This window comes from Marinimicrobium koreense (assembly GCF_003762925.1).
GTDB classification, from domain to species: domain Bacteria; phylum Pseudomonadota; class Gammaproteobacteria; order Pseudomonadales; family Cellvibrionaceae; genus Marinimicrobium; species Marinimicrobium koreense.
In genome coordinates, this window is the sequence record NZ_RJUK01000003.1 from 230,569 (window position 1) to 245,851 (window position 15,283).

The window sequence follows — 15,283 nt, forward strand, 5'->3', positions numbered from 1 at the left end:
CATGACGGTATCATCGGACAGACAGTCACGCGCCCGACTTACGGCGGAAACACAAAACCGCACGTCCGAATACCGGTGGGCGGGACTTCGCACCTCTGCGGAAGTCCCACTACTTTTGGGCTGCAAAGAATCACTTTATGACAGAGGCGGTAGACGGGCCTTTGAAAAACCTGACCCACGACGCACTGCTCTTCAACATTCACGACCTGGTACTGCTGATGTCCGCCAGTCAGTATCTGTTGCTGGCCGCATTGCTGTTCTTCACCCGCCGCCCCGCTATACGCAGCACCTATTTGCTGATCGGTCTTCTGCTGGCCAGCGCGGTCCGCTACCTGGATACCCTGCTGATCTGGAGTGACCCGCTGCGACAGCTCATTCTGGAATGGAACCCGAACCTGCTGCTATTGGGCAGTTTCAGCTACTGGCTCATCGGGCCTCTGCTCTATGCCTATGTGTTGTCCGTGCTGTACCGACAGACCCGCTTTCGCTGGTACCACGGGCTGCACCTGCTACCGGCGGTACTGGCCACCCTGATGATGCTCAGCCAGTATCACTGGCGCCCCGCCGCCGAGCAGGTCGCGCTGATGCGCGAGCTGGATTTCATCTGGTCTTCGCTGATGAGCCACACCGTCACCCTCTGGCACCTGAGCGTCATCGGCTACGGCGGCTACTGCCTGCTGTTGCTGTGGCACTATCGCCGCCAGCTCCAGGAGCGCTACGCCAATGTCGAGGTCAGCGAACGGCGCTGGCTGGCCTGGATTATTCTGGGCTTCGTGCTGATTGCCTCCTGGCAACTTGGGGTGCACCTCACGGCGGAATACATGCCCGCCCACCTGGCCAACCTGACCGGCGTGGCGAGCAACTACCTCAACTTTGTGTTCGTGAACTCGCTGGTGTTTATCAGCATTCGCTACACCCATCTGTTCAGCGGCCTGCCCGAGCGCGCGCCAGGCACCGACGCCGAGCCCTACAAGCCCGAGCAGGTCCGGCGGGTGGAAGCCCTGATGACGGAGCGCCGTCCGTATCTGGATAGCACGGTATCACTGGAATCACTCGCGCGGCAGTTGTCCCTGCCTGAGCGCACCCTGTCGCGCATACTCAACCAGCACTTCGGGAAAAACTTCTTTGAATTTATCAACGGCTACCGGGTGGAGCGCGCCAAACAGCTGTTGATCGACCCCGACCACGGCGCTCGCACCATTCTGGAAATCATGGCGGACGCAGGCTTCACCAGCAAATCGACCTTCAACGCCATCTTCAAAAAGCATGTTGGACAAACCCCCTCCCAGTATCGAAAGCGTTCGCTTGAAGCGGGCTGACGCCGGCCAGCGCCCAAACCCGTGGAGCTCCTTGCAGGTGAAATGCGACGCTGGTCTCGGGACGCGACCGCTGTGTTTGGAAGCGTACCCATTTTCGTGTAGCGTTAACCCGAGGTAGGGGCAGGGTGTGAGTGGCCCACTGCAAAAATAACTGAAAAACATTGAACCCGCATCGGATCGGTTGCAACCCACTGATAACGACGGTTCTTGCAGAGCGAGCACTGGATGGCCCGATTTCCCCCCCTGACAACACCGGCGCCGAAGCGACGGGCCGCAACGCCGTTTACGCTGCTGCTCTGCGGTTGGCTGATGCTCAGTGGCGCCCACGCGATTGCCCAGGCTGACGCCCGGCTGGCCCCTTCCGAAATCGACGGTTTTTTCCAACCGCGCGAACCGCTGCGTATCACGCTCGCCGCCGACGCACTCCCCGCAGACCCGGGACAACTGAGCCTGGAGCTGGACGGCATGGACGTCTCTGCCTTGGCACAGCGTCGCACCGAGGGCTGGGTTTATGTCCCGGTGCGTCCACTGGCGCCCGGCCACCACGAACTACGATTGATGTTCTATGGCGACCAGGGCGAGGTGCAGGAGCTGGGTTACTGGTCGGTCGAGGTGCGCCACTCCAGCGGACTTCGCTCGGCCCATGTCGACGGCCAACTCGATCTGGCGCTCAGCCAGCGGGTGGCGGAGAGCGAGGGCATCGGCGGCGACGATTTTCGGGCCCAGGGCGGCGGCCATCTGGAATCCGAAGTCAGCGGCGATCGCTGGACGTTAAGCAGCAATCTGGACCTGATGGCGGTAAACGACCAGGCCCTGGCCATCGCCGACCGGCGTGTGGATCTGGCCCGGTTTCAGCTACGCGGCGAATTCGACCGCTACCACCTGGCGTTGGGCGACCAGCAACTCACCGCCGCCAGCCTGATTCAGGACGGCTTTGAACGCCGCGGCGTCTCCACCGGCGCCAAACTGCCCCTCTGGGACGGTACCGCGTCGATCTATCAAGCGGTCAGCCGCCAGACGGTGGGTTTGGATGCGGGCCTCGGAACCGATGAAGAAAACAACCGCATGACCGGCGGGCGGCTGACATTCTGGCCTTGGCGCAGCGATACCACTCAGGTGATGCTTGCCGGTGAACACCTGTCCGGGCGAGTCAGTCAACCGGACTACGGGAGCCTGGACCCCAATGCCGACCCGTTAGTGCACGAAGGAGATGCCTGGAACCTTACCCTGGACGGCCTGTTTTTCCAGCGTCAGCTCCGGGTGCGTCTGGAGCAGGCAGAAAGCGAATACGATTTTGACGGCATGGACCAGGGGTTCGATCCGGAACAGGGCGATGCCTGGTCGGCCCTGCTGGTGCTGGACCCGACCGTTTCGGGCACCGATGCCCTGGACTGGCGGCTGGGGCTGGAAGCCCGAAAAATGGGCACCTGGTTTCGCAGCCTCGCCAACCGTCACGCCCCCGCCGACAAAAAGCTCGAGCGCGCGTTCTTTGATGCCACCAAAGAAAAATGGACCTGGGATGGCCACTACGCGGTGGAACAATCAAACCTCACCGAGGATGACCGATACGCGATTTCCGAAACCCGGCAGTGGCAATTGGGCACTGCCTACTTTGACTATGACCTTCCGGAAAATCCCCTGCTGACCCTGCTGGGCCAACCCACCTATTCGCTCAACCTCGGCGGCACCACCCTGAAAGATGACTACACCCCCCAGGGTTACCTGGCCAACGACCTGAAAACCCGGCGCGCTGAGCTGACCGCCGCCTTCAGCAAAGAACAGTTGCAATGGTCCGCCGGCATTCACTATGACACCCTGGAGGACGGCACCGATTGGCAGCCCGACAATCGCACCCGGGCCACCCGGCTGGACGCCGGTTGGTACCTGAACAGCGACTACAACTTCTATATCGGATGGGAGCTTCAACACACCACCTACCCGGAACAGAACCTCAGCACCGACCGGCACATTTATTCGTTCGATGCCAACGCCACGTTTGTTCCGGAACGCCTGGCGGGCAGTTTCAGCATGGGGCTCAACCAGACCAGTGCCCGGGACGACCCCTTCTTTGCCCAGTGGGACCAGACCACCTACCTCAACGCCAACCTCAACTGGCGTCTACGCGAAGCCGAAGGTCATCGCCCGGGGGTGGAGCTGATTCTGTCCATTGCCCGCAATGATTACCGGGATCAGCTCGTGCTGCCCAACTCGGTGAACAGCTATCAGGCGTTTATTGAACTGCGCACCCATTTACCGGTGACCTATCCGGGGATTCAACCATGAACCGACCCGCTCTCAAGCGTTCAGCCAAGATCGGCTATCGCCTCGCGCTCCTCTGTCTCCTCGCGCTGGGATACGCACTACCCTCCTCCGCCCAGGAGGTGGAGCTGTGCTCTTCCATGCAACCCTGCTCGGTCGCCCGCCCGGTGGTGATCGGCACCGATACCACCCTGTCAGTGGTCTGGCGGGGGCGCGCCTTTTTTGATCGCATTGGCGATGTCAGCTCGGATGTGGGTTATTTTACGCTCGGTGACCCGGCCTCAAGCGAGCCGCTGGGGATGGTTCGCCGGCCCTTGATGGAGCGCATTTCCGGCTCTGCCGATGGTCAGCCGACCGCGTTCAGCTTCAGTGAAACCCTGACCGTCCCCGCCGCTATCAGTACCCAGGCCGCCGCTCAGGGCGCACGCGAGCTGTCCTACGTGCGCCCGTTCAGCGTCAACGGCATTCCGGTCACCGGTGTGCAGACACTGCGCCTGGCCGACCCTGCCGCTCCGCTGCCCAATACCGCGCGCTCCTTACCGGAAAATTCAGAGGTGACCGCCAGCGGCCTGATCCTCCGCCGGCTCGCCCTGCGCTTTGACGATGGCGCGCCAGTGGCCTCGGTCTCACGGGATGAGGCGCTGCACGCCGAAGCGATCATCCATTACGACCGGGCCGGCTTGCTGGAGGCGGTGTGGGAGGTCGCGACGCCCGCCACCACCCGTGGCCAACCGGTGTTTCGGCGCCTGGACAATGTGCGCGAATATCTTGGAGCCGGTCAGCAGTCGAGCCTGCGCAGCCCGAGATTGCCCACCGATCAGCCCGGCCTGTACCTGTTGCGCCTGCATCTGGTACACCCCACTCTGGAACAGAACGGCACGCGGGAGCCAAACGACATAGTGCTGCGCTACCAGGTCAGCAGCCGCTCGACCCATGAAGCCCAGTGGGTACCGCACCTGAACGGCGCCCGGGCAGTGGCAGCCACCCTGGGGGCGGATACCGAGTTTACCTGGCCGGCGATCGCCACCACCCACGCCTATCAGCTGGAATTTTACGCCCAGCCGCCCGAGCCCGATGTCGCCGACGAGCGACCCGGACCCGACCGGGTGCCCAACCGTTTCACCCGGGAACCGACCACCGGCCTGGTGCTGAAGAGCAACACCCGAAGCACTCGGTTGTCATCGGCGGTGCTGCATCGGTTGGAACCGGGAACAACCTATTCCTGGCGTGTGGTGGCGGTGGATGCCAGTGGCCGCGTACTGGCCGCCAGCCCCCTGCAGACCCTGCGCACCGAAGAAGAATAATCACGGACAATCACTATGGCCCTATCGGAACAGGATACCGACGAACAACTTTTACTGGCGATGGCCGGCGGCGAGATGGAGGCCATGAGCGCCTTCTACCGCCGCCATGAAACCCGGCTGTACCGCTACCTGATGGCCAAGTTGAACGATTCCTTCGTGGCCGCCGACTTACTCAATGAGGTGATGCTGGAAGTCTGGCGCTCGGCGGCCCGTTTTGCGGGACGCTCCAAGGTCACCACCTGGATGTTCGGCATCGCCCACAACAAGGTGCTGACCCACTGGCGCAAGTTGGGCGTCCGGGAATTTATCGAGGTGGATGACACCCTGGCGGATGAGACCCCGACGGCCGATCTGGAACAGGCACTCTCGGCGGTCAAAGACGCGGAACGGGTACGCGCTGGCATGCAGACTTTGTCGCCCCCACACCGGGAGGTGTTGCACCTGGTGTTTTTTGAAGAACTGGATTACGCGGAGATTGGCCGTATCCTGAGCATACCGGAAGGAACGGTAAAGTCCCGCGTCTACCACGCCAAAAACTTACTGAAGAAACAACTGGCCAGAGCCATGAGGTCATCGTGAAAGACATAGATGAACAACTGAACCTGTGGGCCAACGGCCGACTGCCGGAGGCGGAACGCCACGCACTCGAGCAGAAAATGGCGGACGATCCTGCCCTGGCCCGGGAAGCCGAGTTCCTGAAAGCGCTGAGAAGCACGGTGCAGAGTGAACCGGCCACGGGCCCCGGCGAACTGGGTCTGGCGCGCCTGCAGAAAGCCATTCGGGCCGAGCAGGAGGAGGCACCCGTCGTCTTGCCCCGGAGGAATTTCTGGCGCCCGGTAGCTATCGCCGCCAGCGTGATTGTGGCCGTGCAGGCCGCCCTGCTGCTGGGGCCGGAACCCTGGGACGACGGCTCAGCGGTGGACATGGCACCCGCCTCCGGCGAGGAAGCGCCCCAGGGGCCACGGGTCCAGATGGTCTTCGACCCGGCCGCCACCATGGCAGATGTGCAGACGGCGGTATTGAGCGTGAACGGTAGTATCGTCTCCGGACCCAGCGCCCAGGGCATTATCCAGTTGGGGCTACCGGAAGATGCCTCAATCGAGGCGGCGGTGGATGCGCTGAGGGCCTACGATTTTGTGGATGAGGTGATCGCACCATGAGGGCAGCGCTACGGCTGGCATCCTGCTTTTGTCTCGGGAGCCTGGTGCTCTGCCCGCTGACGCTGCTGGCCCAGGACGATCAGGACCGGGAAAAAGCAAAGGAAAGTATCACCATCGACCGCGAGCGCGCCGCTGAACTCAGGCGCGGGGAAGCGGTGCAAGACTCAGAGCGCGAAACCGCCGTACAGACGCTCGATCGGACAACCGAGACTTCAGAAGTAGAACAGGAGCGTCCGATAGAAGAGGCAGAGGCTCAACCACAGCCCACCCGGCCGGTTCCGGCGAACCCCCGGGAAGCAGAGGTGATCGAGCGGGAACCCGAACCCGAACCCGAACCCGAACCCGAACCCGAACCCGAACCCGAACCCGAACCCGAACCCGAACCCGAACCCGAACCCGAACCCGAACCCGAACCCGAACCCCGAACCCGAACCCGAACCCGAACCCGAACCCGAACCCGAACCCGAACCCGAACCCGAACCCGAACCCGAACCCGAACCCGAACCCGAACCCGAAGTCAGTGTGACCGAAAAGGCAGAGTCAACGTCAAGCGATCGCGAGGAACCGGAAGCCGCCGAACCGGAGCCCACTCGACCGCCAATCCAGCGCGGTGGCAGTCTCCTCGGGCGCGCACCGCCGCCACCGCCGCCGGTGCCACCCCCAGCACCATCAAACGATCCCGTCCCCCCGGCCCCGGACTCGCTACCCTACGAGCCGGGCGAATTACTTTTGGTGAGTGCGGATATGGCCGAGGCGCAATCGGCGGCCCGGCAACTTCAAAGCTACCAACTGCGGGTCAAATCCCGTCAGCGCCTGGACAACCTGGGCCTGGTGATCAGCGTTTTCCGTCTGCCTCCGGGGACCGACACACCCGATTTGGTCGCTCAGGTGCAAGAGGACCTGCCGGATCTGGACCTGGACACCAACCAGCGCTACCAGTTACTCAACGCCCGGCGCCGCTACGCCCAGCAGATGATCGCCTGGCCAGAAGATACCGGCGCCTGCAGCGGTCAATTCCGCATTGGCATGCTCGATACCCCCGTCAATGACCAGCACCCTGCCCTGACGGACAGCCAACTGACCCGACGCAACTTTGTGCGCGGCACCTCGGCCGAAGCACTGCACGGTACCGCGGTTGCCAGTCTGTTGGTGGGAAGCGTCAACTCGGAAACCCCGGGTCTGCTGCCCGGCAGCACCTTGTGGGCCGCCGAAGTGTTCCGCCAGCGAGGAGAGCGTACCGACACCAGCACCGAAATTCTGCTATCCGCGCTGGACTGGTTGGTCAGCCAGGAGGTACAGGCCATCAACCTGAGCCTGGGCGGTGAGCGCAACCGGGTGTTTGAACTGGCCCTGGGAAAATTGCTGGGCAGCCAGATCCTGCTGATTGCCGCCGCTGGTAATCAGGGGCCGGAGGCACCGCCAAGCTTTCCCGCCGCCCAGCCCGGTGTGATCGCCGTAACCGCCGTGGACGCCGCCGAGCGCCTGTACCCCGATGCCAACCGGGGCGACTACATCGATCTGGCCGCACCGGGCATGGATATCTGGGCCGCCGATGGCGAGACGGGCGGACGCTACCACACCGGCACTTCCTTCGCCGCGCCGCTGGTCACAGCCGCCTCTCTTTTGGCCCGACAGCAAGGTGCGGATCTGATGGCAGCGGTCAAAGACCTGGGGCCCACGGGGCGGGATGATCGTTTTGGCCGAGGGTTGGTGCAGGTGGGAACCTGGTGTAACTGACGCGCCATTGATGTAGACACGCTCTTCCATAAAAAAACCGGCTGCGAGCAGCCGGCCTGAAGATCAAAGGTTGTGGTTTAGGGTTACTGGGGGCAGTTTACGCCACCGACGGCATCCGAACATTGCAGCTCCAGTTCAATCATCTCACCATCGGTCAGGGAACCATACTGGGAGAAGGTGTAAGCCGTGGACCCATCATCGCCGGTGACCATCACCTGTACCCACTCGTTTTCGTCGGCCAGACCTTCCGGGAACTCCAGAGTGACCGAATCACCCAGCGCTACCGCTTCGTACTCACCCAGCTCGACATAACCCGCGCGGTTGCCTTCCAGGAAAGCATCGATATCACAGCTGGTCGCCGAGGTCTCCGGACCGTTGATGCAGGAAATTTCGATGCTCTGCGCTGCGGGACCCTGCACCACGGTTTCATCCAGCACCAGCGCTACGCTACTGACCAGGCTGGTTTCCATGCTGCCGGCCATGGTGACGAACTGACCATTCTGGCTGAAGGCGCCGTTGGATTCGGCTGTCCACTGGAGCAGAGTCGCCTCAGCGGGAACCGCTACTGCCAGGCTGTCCTGAATCAGAATATCGGTATCGGTGAACACCGTGCCATCGGACAAGGTCGCGGTGATATCAACGGTGCAGGGAATCGACACACCGGACTCACCCAGACACTGAACCTCTACTTCATCAATCGGCGTGATCGCGAGGGCCACATCAACGTCTCCGTTTATGCCGGATGTTGCCGTACCTTCGGCGATGACTTGTTGACCACCCACGCTGATCGGAAAGGGGGTTTCCGCGGTCCAGGTCAACTCGCTGTTCTCATCCAGATTGTCCCAACCGGTAACAATGGTGGCACCTCCCGCCGGAACAGATTGAGTCAGGGTTTCAGTACCATCGGTCAGGGTTACCGAGCAGCCCACGCCGGTGCCGTCCGGCAATTCACAGCGCACCACATTTTCACTGCTTGGGTCTTCCAACTCGATAATCACATCGGCGGACATATCGGTGGTTTTCTCGCCAATCAGACCGGTGTCGGAAGTCGCGTACCAGTCAATGGTGGCACTGTTGGGCATATTGATAATGGTAGAGCCACCTTCGGGCAGGTAACCGTTGCGGGTAAACACTGAGCCATCATCCAGCGTTACGCCGGCATTGATACCGCAGGGAATGGCTGTGCTGTCACTCAACCGACACTCGACATTGATGCTGCCGCCGTTTTCGAATTTGAAGTCCCAGTTCCAGGTGGAGAAGTGACTCACTTCAGCGTAGACCGCCAGCCCCACCGGTGAGGTGGCCGAGGCGACCACGGTGCCAATAATGGAATCGTCTTCAATCCACAGGCCCTGGTCTTCGTCAAAGTGCCACATGGGAATGGTGCTGCCGATCGACAGTGGCTCATTGTTGATACTCGCCACCGGTAGATCCATCTGGATCTCGGCGGTGGTGTTGGGTGCGATCTGCAGGTAATCACCCTCGGCGTTGTGCACGTCCACGGTAATCATACCGGCGCTGATCAGCTCGACCGACTCACCGCCGGCATCGGTCGCTTGACCATTGGCGGGCATGGCATTGAGCTCATCGCTGGTGATATCCCAGGGAGTAATCTGAACCGTGGCTTCACCGGAGGCGGGTTCGCCATCGGGAGTGACAAAGGCGTTGGCCGGAAAGGTCACCCGGGCGCCAAGATCCACAGCGCTCAAAGTGCGGGCCGCTTCAATGTCATCCACCGGCAGCGTCTGTTTTACCGGCACCATCCGAATGGGCATGATGCCATCCTGCTCACCACTGACTCGCAGCACCTGCGGTACAAAACCATCGGCTTCGGCTCGCACCCGATAGGATGTCTGGCTCTCCGGACTGAACTCGACGCGACCGGAAACATCGCTCTGTGCGCTCTGCTCATCCAGGGTCACGGTGACATCCGACAGACGTGCACCGGTGTGCGTCTGAATCATAAAACTCAGATCAATGGTTTCCGGGGTCGGTTCTGGGTCCGGCACAACGGGATCTGGCGCGGAGTTGTTATTGCTTCCACCGCAGGCAAACAGGCTGCCCGCCAGCAACGCAACTGAACACGCTTTCAGGCAGGATTGGGTTTTGGATTGGAGTGTGGTCATGGTGATGTCCTCTTCGGTTATTAGCGCACCGTAATCAACACAAGGCGCTTCCGAAGAGGTAGTTGCACCTCACTCCATAGCGGTTCAAAAAAAATTTACAACAAGGCGGCTGTTTTGATCTGGGCGTACACCGTCTGGCCCCCAGAGAGCGCGAGATCATCGGCGGACTTGCGGGTGATTCGGGCGAGCAGTGGCTGGCCCGAGCAGTCCAGATGCACGGTTACGCGGGTGTTATCGTAAGGCTCGATGTTCACCACCTGCACCGGCAGGCAATTGAGAATACTGGTGTCCCGGGCCTGACTCAGGGTCAGGCTCACATCCCGGGCCGCCACCCGAAGGCGCACACTCTGCCCTTCCAAACGGGGCTGCCGGGCCAGCGTGAGGGTGCCGCCATTGAGCGCGACGCGGGTCAACGCGTAGTGGTCATCATGCGCCGCCACCGTGCCGGACAACACCGCCGCGGCATCGTCGGCCCGGGCCAGGGGCAGATCCGCCCGGGTCATCAGCTCCGCCAGCGGCCCTGCTGCCAACACCCGTCCCCGCTCCATCAACACCAGGTGGTCCGCCAGGCGAGCCACTTCTTCCGGGGCATGGCTGACGTACAGCACCGGAATCTCAAGGCGATCGTGCAGTGTTTCCAGATAGGGCATGATCGCCTGCTTGCTGGTCGGATCAAGGGCCGCCAGAGGCTCATCCATCAACAACAGCTCGGGGCTGGTGGCCAACGCGCGGGCTATGGCCACTCGCTGACGTTCACCACCAGACAAACCGCTGACCGGCCGATCGATCAGGGGGGCCAAGCCGAGCCACTCGATCAGCTCTTCCTGCGACAAGTGCCGCTCAGCCGCCGGGGTGCGCCGCCAGCCATAATTCAGATTGCCCCGCACCGACAGGTGCTCGAACAGGCTCGGTTCCTGAAACACATAGCCCAGACGTCGCCGATGGGTGGGCAGGAACTGCGCCCCGTCCTGCCAGCAACGCTCGCCCAGATGGAGGCGTCCACCCGGCGTTTTGTCGAGCCCCGCCACCGCCCGCAGCAAGGTGGTTTTCCCACACCCGGAGGGACCAACAATGCCGGTTACGCCCCGCCCAGGCAGGCGCAGGTCCACGGCCAGCTCGAAGTCACCCCGACGGACCTGAAAGTGCAGGGCCAACCCTTGGGTATCCGATGTTGTCGTCATCCTCGATTCACCAGGCTCAAGTGTCGATTGAAACCGTACACCGTCAGCAACAGCACAAACGACAGGAGCAACAGCCCGCCGGAAAGGACATGGGCACGGGCGTAGTCCAGGCTCTCCACGTGGTCATAAATGGCGATGGACACCACCTGGGTCTCCCCGGGGATGTTACCGCCGATCATCAACACCACACCGAACTCCCCCAGAGTGTGAGCGAAGCCGAGTACGGCCGCGGTCAGAAATCCGGAGCGCGTGAGCGGCACCACCACGCTGAAAAAGCGGTCCCAGAATCCGGCGCGCAAGGTGGCCGCCACTTCCAGAGGACGTTGCCCCAACGACTGAAACGCGCCGGCCAGCGGCTGCACCACGAAGGGCAGCGAATACACCACCGAGCCGATCACCAGCCCGGTGAAGCTAAACGCCAGTGAGTAACCGCCAAACCCTTGGGCCACCTGCCCCAAGGGGCCAGAAGGCCCCAACAGCAACAATAAATAAAAACCGAGAACCGTCGGAGGCAGCACCAGCGGCAGGGCCACCATGGCCTCCACCAGAAACCGGAAGCGCCAACGGCTGCGCGCCAGCCACCAGGCCAGGGGTGTCCCGACGATCAGCAGAATAACAGTGGTGATGGCAGCGAGTTTGAGGGTTATCCCCAGGGCCACCCAGTCGGCGCTTTGAATCATGCAGCAGCTCAGCCTGTCCATTGATGACGGCCACTTTAGCACGGACCGGGCGTTTGCAAAGCCAGTGCAGACAGGCATGACAGGACTCATTCGCTGAACTAGGCTTGATATTGGAGCTCAGCAAACTGATGATAGTCGCGCCACCTCAACCCGGTTGCACTTGATGAACGTATTTGAAAGTCAGGCCCAGGCCCAGAACGTCGACAAGGACCGGCGGCAATACATCCTGTCGTTTGTGAGTTATATCTCGGGCACGGTGATTCTGCTCTACGGCCTGCCCCACCTGATGTCCGGCAATGTGGCACTGGCGTCCCTGCTGCTCGGCACCTCGCTGACGTTTCTGCTCACCGTCGCCTACTACCATCGCACCGGCGACATTGACCTTGCCTGTAAGATTGAAGCCGTGCTGGTGGTCGGTTTTGTGCTGGCGCTGATCTACCACGGTGGTCATGAGAATACTGCCCTGTACTGGATATTTCCCTTCCCGGTGATACTGTTCGGGCTACTGGGGGTACGCAATGCCCTGATCGGCAATACTCTGGTCCTGCTTGCCATTGCGGTGATGCTGTTCACGCCGGACTGGATTCACGCGGAGTACCGGCCCGAGGAAACCACCCGGTTTTTTGCCTCGCTGGTGATCATGGTGATCGCCGCCGGAATCAATGATTTTTTCCGCGAACGCAGTCATCACAAAATGAGCGCACTGCAACTCTCCCGCGAGCAGCAGGCCAACACCGATCCGCTCACCCGGCTCCCCAACCGGCGCTTTATCGATGCCAGCCTGGAACCTCGGTTGAATCAGACTCCCGACGAGTTTCTGCCGCTCGGTGTGGTGATGTGCGATATCGATCATTTCAAACAGCTCAATGACCAGTTTGGTCATCAGGCCGGAGACGATGTGCTCAAAGAGGTGGCCCGCCTGTTCCGCAAGACCCTGCGCCGACAGGACGTCGCATGCCGCACCGGGGGCGAGGAATTTCTGATCTTTCTGCCCCGGACCGAGCTGACGGATGTGCATATTGTCGCCGAGAAAGTGCGAGCAAAACTGGCGAACACCGTTTTCCCCATCAGAGGCACACCCCACAGGGTCACCGCCAGCTTCGGCACGGCGGTCTGTCACAGCTCCGGTGAACTGAGCGCCACCGTGGAATATGCGGATGAGCAGCTCTACAACGCCAAAAAGGCGGGTCGCAACCGGGTGGTTTAGCGATACCCGCCATCGCGGATGAGGGTGCGCGCGGTATCGCTTTGCAGAAATCGGAGAAAGGCGCGGGCCGATGGTGTGTCTCGCAGCAAGATCGCCTGCTGGACGATGGGCTGGTAGTGAGTCTCGGGCACGAGCCAATAGTCGCCCTGCGGACGGGTTTGCCACTGTGACAAGGCGATAAACCCCAGGCCCACATTGCCCGTCGCCACAAACTGGTAGGCCTGGGCAATGTTCTCACCCCGCACCGCCTCGGCACCCACGGATTCCCATAGCCCCATTGCCTGCAGGGTCTCCTGAGCCGCCCGACCGTAGGGCGCCAGACGCGGGTTGGCCAGAGCAATACGGCGTGCCTGCTTCAGGGACTGCACTGGATCGGCAATTTCGCCGGTGGGGCTCCAGAGTACCAGGACGCCCATGGCATAGGTAAATCGGGTACCGGGCACACCGACACCTTCGGCCTCCAGGCGTCGTGGCCGGGTCTCATCGGCAGCCAGAAACACATCGAAAGGCGCGCCCTGGCGAATCTGAGCGTAGTGCTTGCCGGTGCTGCCGTAGGACAGGCGCAGTTGATGCCCGGTATGTTCGGTGAAGGCGTCGGCCAGTGGTTCCATGACCCCGGCAAAGTTGCTTGCCACCGCCACTCTCACCTCTCCCGCAAGCACCTCGACCGCGAGCGCGGGAGAGGTCAGAAGTGCGACGATGAGCGACAGAAACCAGTGAGTTGGCCTGGGCATAAACATCTCCCGATGGATGAATCAGGATTCTACCATCGGGTGGCTGCCCGCCGTGAAGTGTCGGTTACTGAGCGCGCCCGGGCCAGACACTGGACACCGCCTCGGAATCAGGCGAAGCCCGCTGCTCCAGCAAGCTGGATTTGGCACCGTTCACTACCGTCGAGACCGCGGGATCAAACAACCAGACTTCCACCCGCTGGTTTTTGATTCGCCCGGCCTCCTGACTGTCGGCCACCGGCAGATCATCGCCAAAACCCACCACCGAGGCGGCGTGAATGTCGTGGGCCCGCAGCGCCGACTTGACCCGCAAGGCCCGCATGCGGGACAGAATCAGCGCCCGCTCCTCCGACTGCTGGCCATCCCCGAAGCCGATCAACTGCAGCTGCAGGTGGCGATTTTCCGGCCGACTCATAAACTGGCGCAGCCGTTCCACATCCCACCGGGCCTTGTTGTCCAAGCGTGAACTGCCCGCATCAAAGCGAAAGTTGATGGACAGTCGCTCACCGTGGCGAACCAGCTCACTGTATGCCGGCGGTGCATCGGGATGAAGGGTCGGCTTCAGACTCACGGGATTCTGGGACACAAACCCCACCTGCGCGACCCGCCGCTGGCCAGCCTCGCTCTGGGCAAACTCGATAAACTCCCGCACCAGGGGCGGAGTCTGGCCCGGGAGGGTGTACAGGAACAGGCGCCGGGACAGCGCGTAGTCTTCCGTGGCCACGTACAGCGGCTCCGGGCCCAGGGGGCTGATGCCATCCTGGGAGACGCTGACCGCTTTGGCCTGACGGACCGAGGCCAGCCCCACAAAACCGATGGCCCCCGGGTCCGCCGAAACCGAATCGGAGAGCCGGTCATTGGACTCAAAGCGGCGCGCGCTGGCATCCAGCGAGTAATCGCCCTTGAGCACCATACTCTTGAAGCTGTCCCAGGTGCCCGATTTGTTGTCCCGGGCATAGAGGCTGACCGTCCGATTCGGCCCACCCAACTGCGCCCAGTTGCGAATCTCGCCCGAAAACAGGCGTGCTATTTCGGTGACCGTCAGCGCCTCCAGCGGGTTGCTGGGGTGAACAATGACCGCGAGCCCGTCGATCGCCACCACATGCTCGGCGTCAAAGTGCCGCATCGCACCAAAATCCGCGAGCAGCGTCTGTTCCGAGGCTTTAATGGGACGGGACGCCATGGCGATCTGCGCCTCACCGGAAGCAAGGCCGCGCATGCCGGTACCGGAACCATGGGCGGCCACGTCGATATAGACGGTCTGGCCGGCCACCCGGCCCTCGATCCGGTATTCGTTAGGCTCGGTTCGAGCTCGAATGCTGACCTCGGTTGCGCCCTTGGCAACCAGATAATCTTTGGCGAGACTGGGGGCCAGGCTGGCGCCAATGGTATTGGACCCGTGCAGACTGAACAGCAGGCCACTCTCTCCGGAGGCAAACGGCGTGATCGCCGCCATGGCACCGCACGACAACAACCAGACTGACACGACCCAGGTCAAACAACGCAGTCTCATACACGGACTCCCTTTGAATACAGGCGCGCCAGCATAGAGATCATTTGTTACGACTCTGTGACGCTC

General features: G+C 61.9%; 12 protein-coding genes. 7 read left to right on the forward strand and 5 right to left on the reverse strand.

Going from position 1 to position 15,283, the window contains the following annotated elements; translation table 11 throughout:
• Positions 1-137 precede the first annotated feature (137 nt).
• The 6 genes from EDC38_RS15550 (at position 138) to EDC38_RS15580 (ending at position 7,779) form a co-directional block, all read left to right on the forward strand.
• A complete protein-coding gene (locus EDC38_RS15550; RefSeq protein WP_123639451.1) occupies positions 138-1,319 on the forward strand; it encodes a helix-turn-helix domain-containing protein in 1,182 nt (393 codons plus the stop codon).
• A gap of 225 nt (positions 1,320-1,544) precedes the next feature.
• Positions 1,545-3,602, forward strand: coding sequence for a hypothetical protein (locus tag EDC38_RS15555; RefSeq protein ID WP_123639452.1), 2,058 nt, complete (start codon positions 1,545-1,547; stop codon positions 3,600-3,602).
• Positions 3,599-4,882: a hypothetical protein gene (locus tag EDC38_RS15560; protein WP_123639453.1), complete on the forward strand. Its 1,284-nt coding sequence runs from the start codon at positions 3,599-3,601 to the stop codon at positions 4,880-4,882. Before EDC38_RS15555 ends, EDC38_RS15560 begins: the two co-directional genes overlap by 4 nt.
• 15 nt (positions 4,883-4,897) lie before the next feature.
• Positions 4,898-5,461 carry an RNA polymerase sigma factor gene (locus tag EDC38_RS15565; RefSeq protein ID WP_123639454.1) on the forward strand — a complete coding sequence of 188 codons (564 nt, stop codon included), beginning with the start codon at positions 4,898-4,900 and terminating at the stop codon, positions 5,459-5,461.
• Complete coding sequence (locus tag EDC38_RS15570) at positions 5,458-6,042, forward strand: anti-sigma factor family protein (RefSeq protein WP_123639455.1); 585 nt, start codon at positions 5,458-5,460, stop codon at positions 6,040-6,042. The genes EDC38_RS15565 and EDC38_RS15570 overlap by 4 nt, the downstream gene beginning before the upstream one ends.
• 744 nt (positions 6,043-6,786) lie before the next feature.
• Positions 6,787-7,779: a S8 family serine peptidase gene (locus tag EDC38_RS15580; RefSeq protein WP_123639456.1), complete on the forward strand. Its 993-nt coding sequence runs from the start codon at positions 6,787-6,789 to the stop codon at positions 7,777-7,779.
• 83 nt (positions 7,780-7,862) lie between these two features.
• Here EDC38_RS15580 and EDC38_RS15585 read toward each other — a convergent pair whose 3' ends face one another.
• The 3 genes from EDC38_RS15585 to modB form a co-directional block, all read right to left on the reverse strand.
• A complete protein-coding gene (locus tag EDC38_RS15585) occupies positions 7,863-9,905 on the reverse strand; it encodes a hypothetical protein (RefSeq protein ID WP_123639457.1) in 2,043 nt (680 codons plus the stop codon).
• Positions 9,906-10,000: 95 nt separating this feature from the next.
• On the reverse strand, positions 10,001-11,086 hold the full coding sequence (modC, locus tag EDC38_RS15590; protein WP_123639458.1) for a molybdenum ABC transporter ATP-binding protein: 1,086 nt from the start codon (positions 11,084-11,086) through the stop codon (positions 10,001-10,003).
• Entirely contained in the window at positions 11,083-11,766 is a 684-nt protein-coding gene (gene modB, locus EDC38_RS15595) for a molybdate ABC transporter permease subunit (protein WP_123639459.1), read from the reverse strand. Before modB ends, modC begins: the two co-directional genes overlap by 4 nt.
• Positions 11,767-11,929: 163 nt before the next feature.
• Between modB and EDC38_RS15600 the strand changes: the two genes are divergently transcribed.
• Entirely contained in the window at positions 11,930-12,973 is a 1,044-nt protein-coding gene (locus EDC38_RS15600; RefSeq protein WP_123639460.1) for a GGDEF domain-containing protein, read from the forward strand.
• Here EDC38_RS15600 and modA read toward each other — a convergent pair.
• Positions 12,970-13,707 carry a molybdate ABC transporter substrate-binding protein gene (modA, locus tag EDC38_RS15605; protein ID WP_123639461.1) on the reverse strand — a complete coding sequence of 246 codons (738 nt, stop codon included), beginning with the start codon at positions 13,705-13,707 and terminating at the stop codon, positions 12,970-12,972. The genes EDC38_RS15600 and modA overlap by 4 nt on opposite strands.
• Positions 13,708-13,771: 64 nt before the next feature.
• Positions 13,772-15,217 (reverse strand): substrate-binding domain-containing protein, encoded by a 1,446-nt coding sequence (locus tag EDC38_RS15610; protein WP_123639462.1) that lies wholly within the window; start codon positions 15,215-15,217, stop codon positions 13,772-13,774.
• Between the last annotated feature and the right edge of the window lie 66 nt (positions 15,218-15,283).

Excerpts from the sequence above, each read along its gene's own strand:
- EDC38_RS15610 (WP_123639462.1), bottom strand. The coding sequence starts at position 15,217 with ATGAGACTGCGTTGTTTGACCTGGGTCGTGTCAGTCTGGTTGTTGTCG.
- EDC38_RS15600 (WP_123639460.1), top strand. The coding sequence starts at position 11,930 with ATGAACGTATTTGAAAGTCAGGCCCAGGCCCAGAACGTCGACAAGGAC.
- modC (WP_123639458.1), bottom strand. The coding sequence starts at position 11,086 with ATGACGACAACATCGGATACCCAAGGGTTGGCCCTGCACTTTCAGGTC.
- modB (WP_123639459.1), bottom strand. The coding sequence starts at position 11,766 with ATGATTCAAAGCGCCGACTGGGTGGCCCTGGGGATAACCCTCAAACTC.
- EDC38_RS15560 (WP_123639453.1), top strand. The coding sequence starts at position 3,599 with ATGAACCGACCCGCTCTCAAGCGTTCAGCCAAGATCGGCTATCGCCTC.
- modA (WP_123639461.1), bottom strand. The coding sequence starts at position 13,707 with ATGCCCAGGCCAACTCACTGGTTTCTGTCGCTCATCGTCGCACTTCTG.
- EDC38_RS15555 (WP_123639452.1), top strand. The coding sequence starts at position 1,545 with ATGGCCCGATTTCCCCCCCTGACAACACCGGCGCCGAAGCGACGGGCC.
- EDC38_RS15580 (WP_123639456.1), top strand. The coding sequence starts at position 6,787 with ATGGCCGAGGCGCAATCGGCGGCCCGGCAACTTCAAAGCTACCAACTG.
- EDC38_RS15585 (WP_123639457.1), bottom strand. The coding sequence starts at position 9,905 with ATGACCACACTCCAATCCAAAACCCAATCCTGCCTGAAAGCGTGTTCA.
- EDC38_RS15550 (WP_123639451.1), top strand. The coding sequence starts at position 138 with ATGACAGAGGCGGTAGACGGGCCTTTGAAAAACCTGACCCACGACGCA.
- EDC38_RS15565 (WP_123639454.1), top strand. The coding sequence starts at position 4,898 with ATGGCCCTATCGGAACAGGATACCGACGAACAACTTTTACTGGCGATG.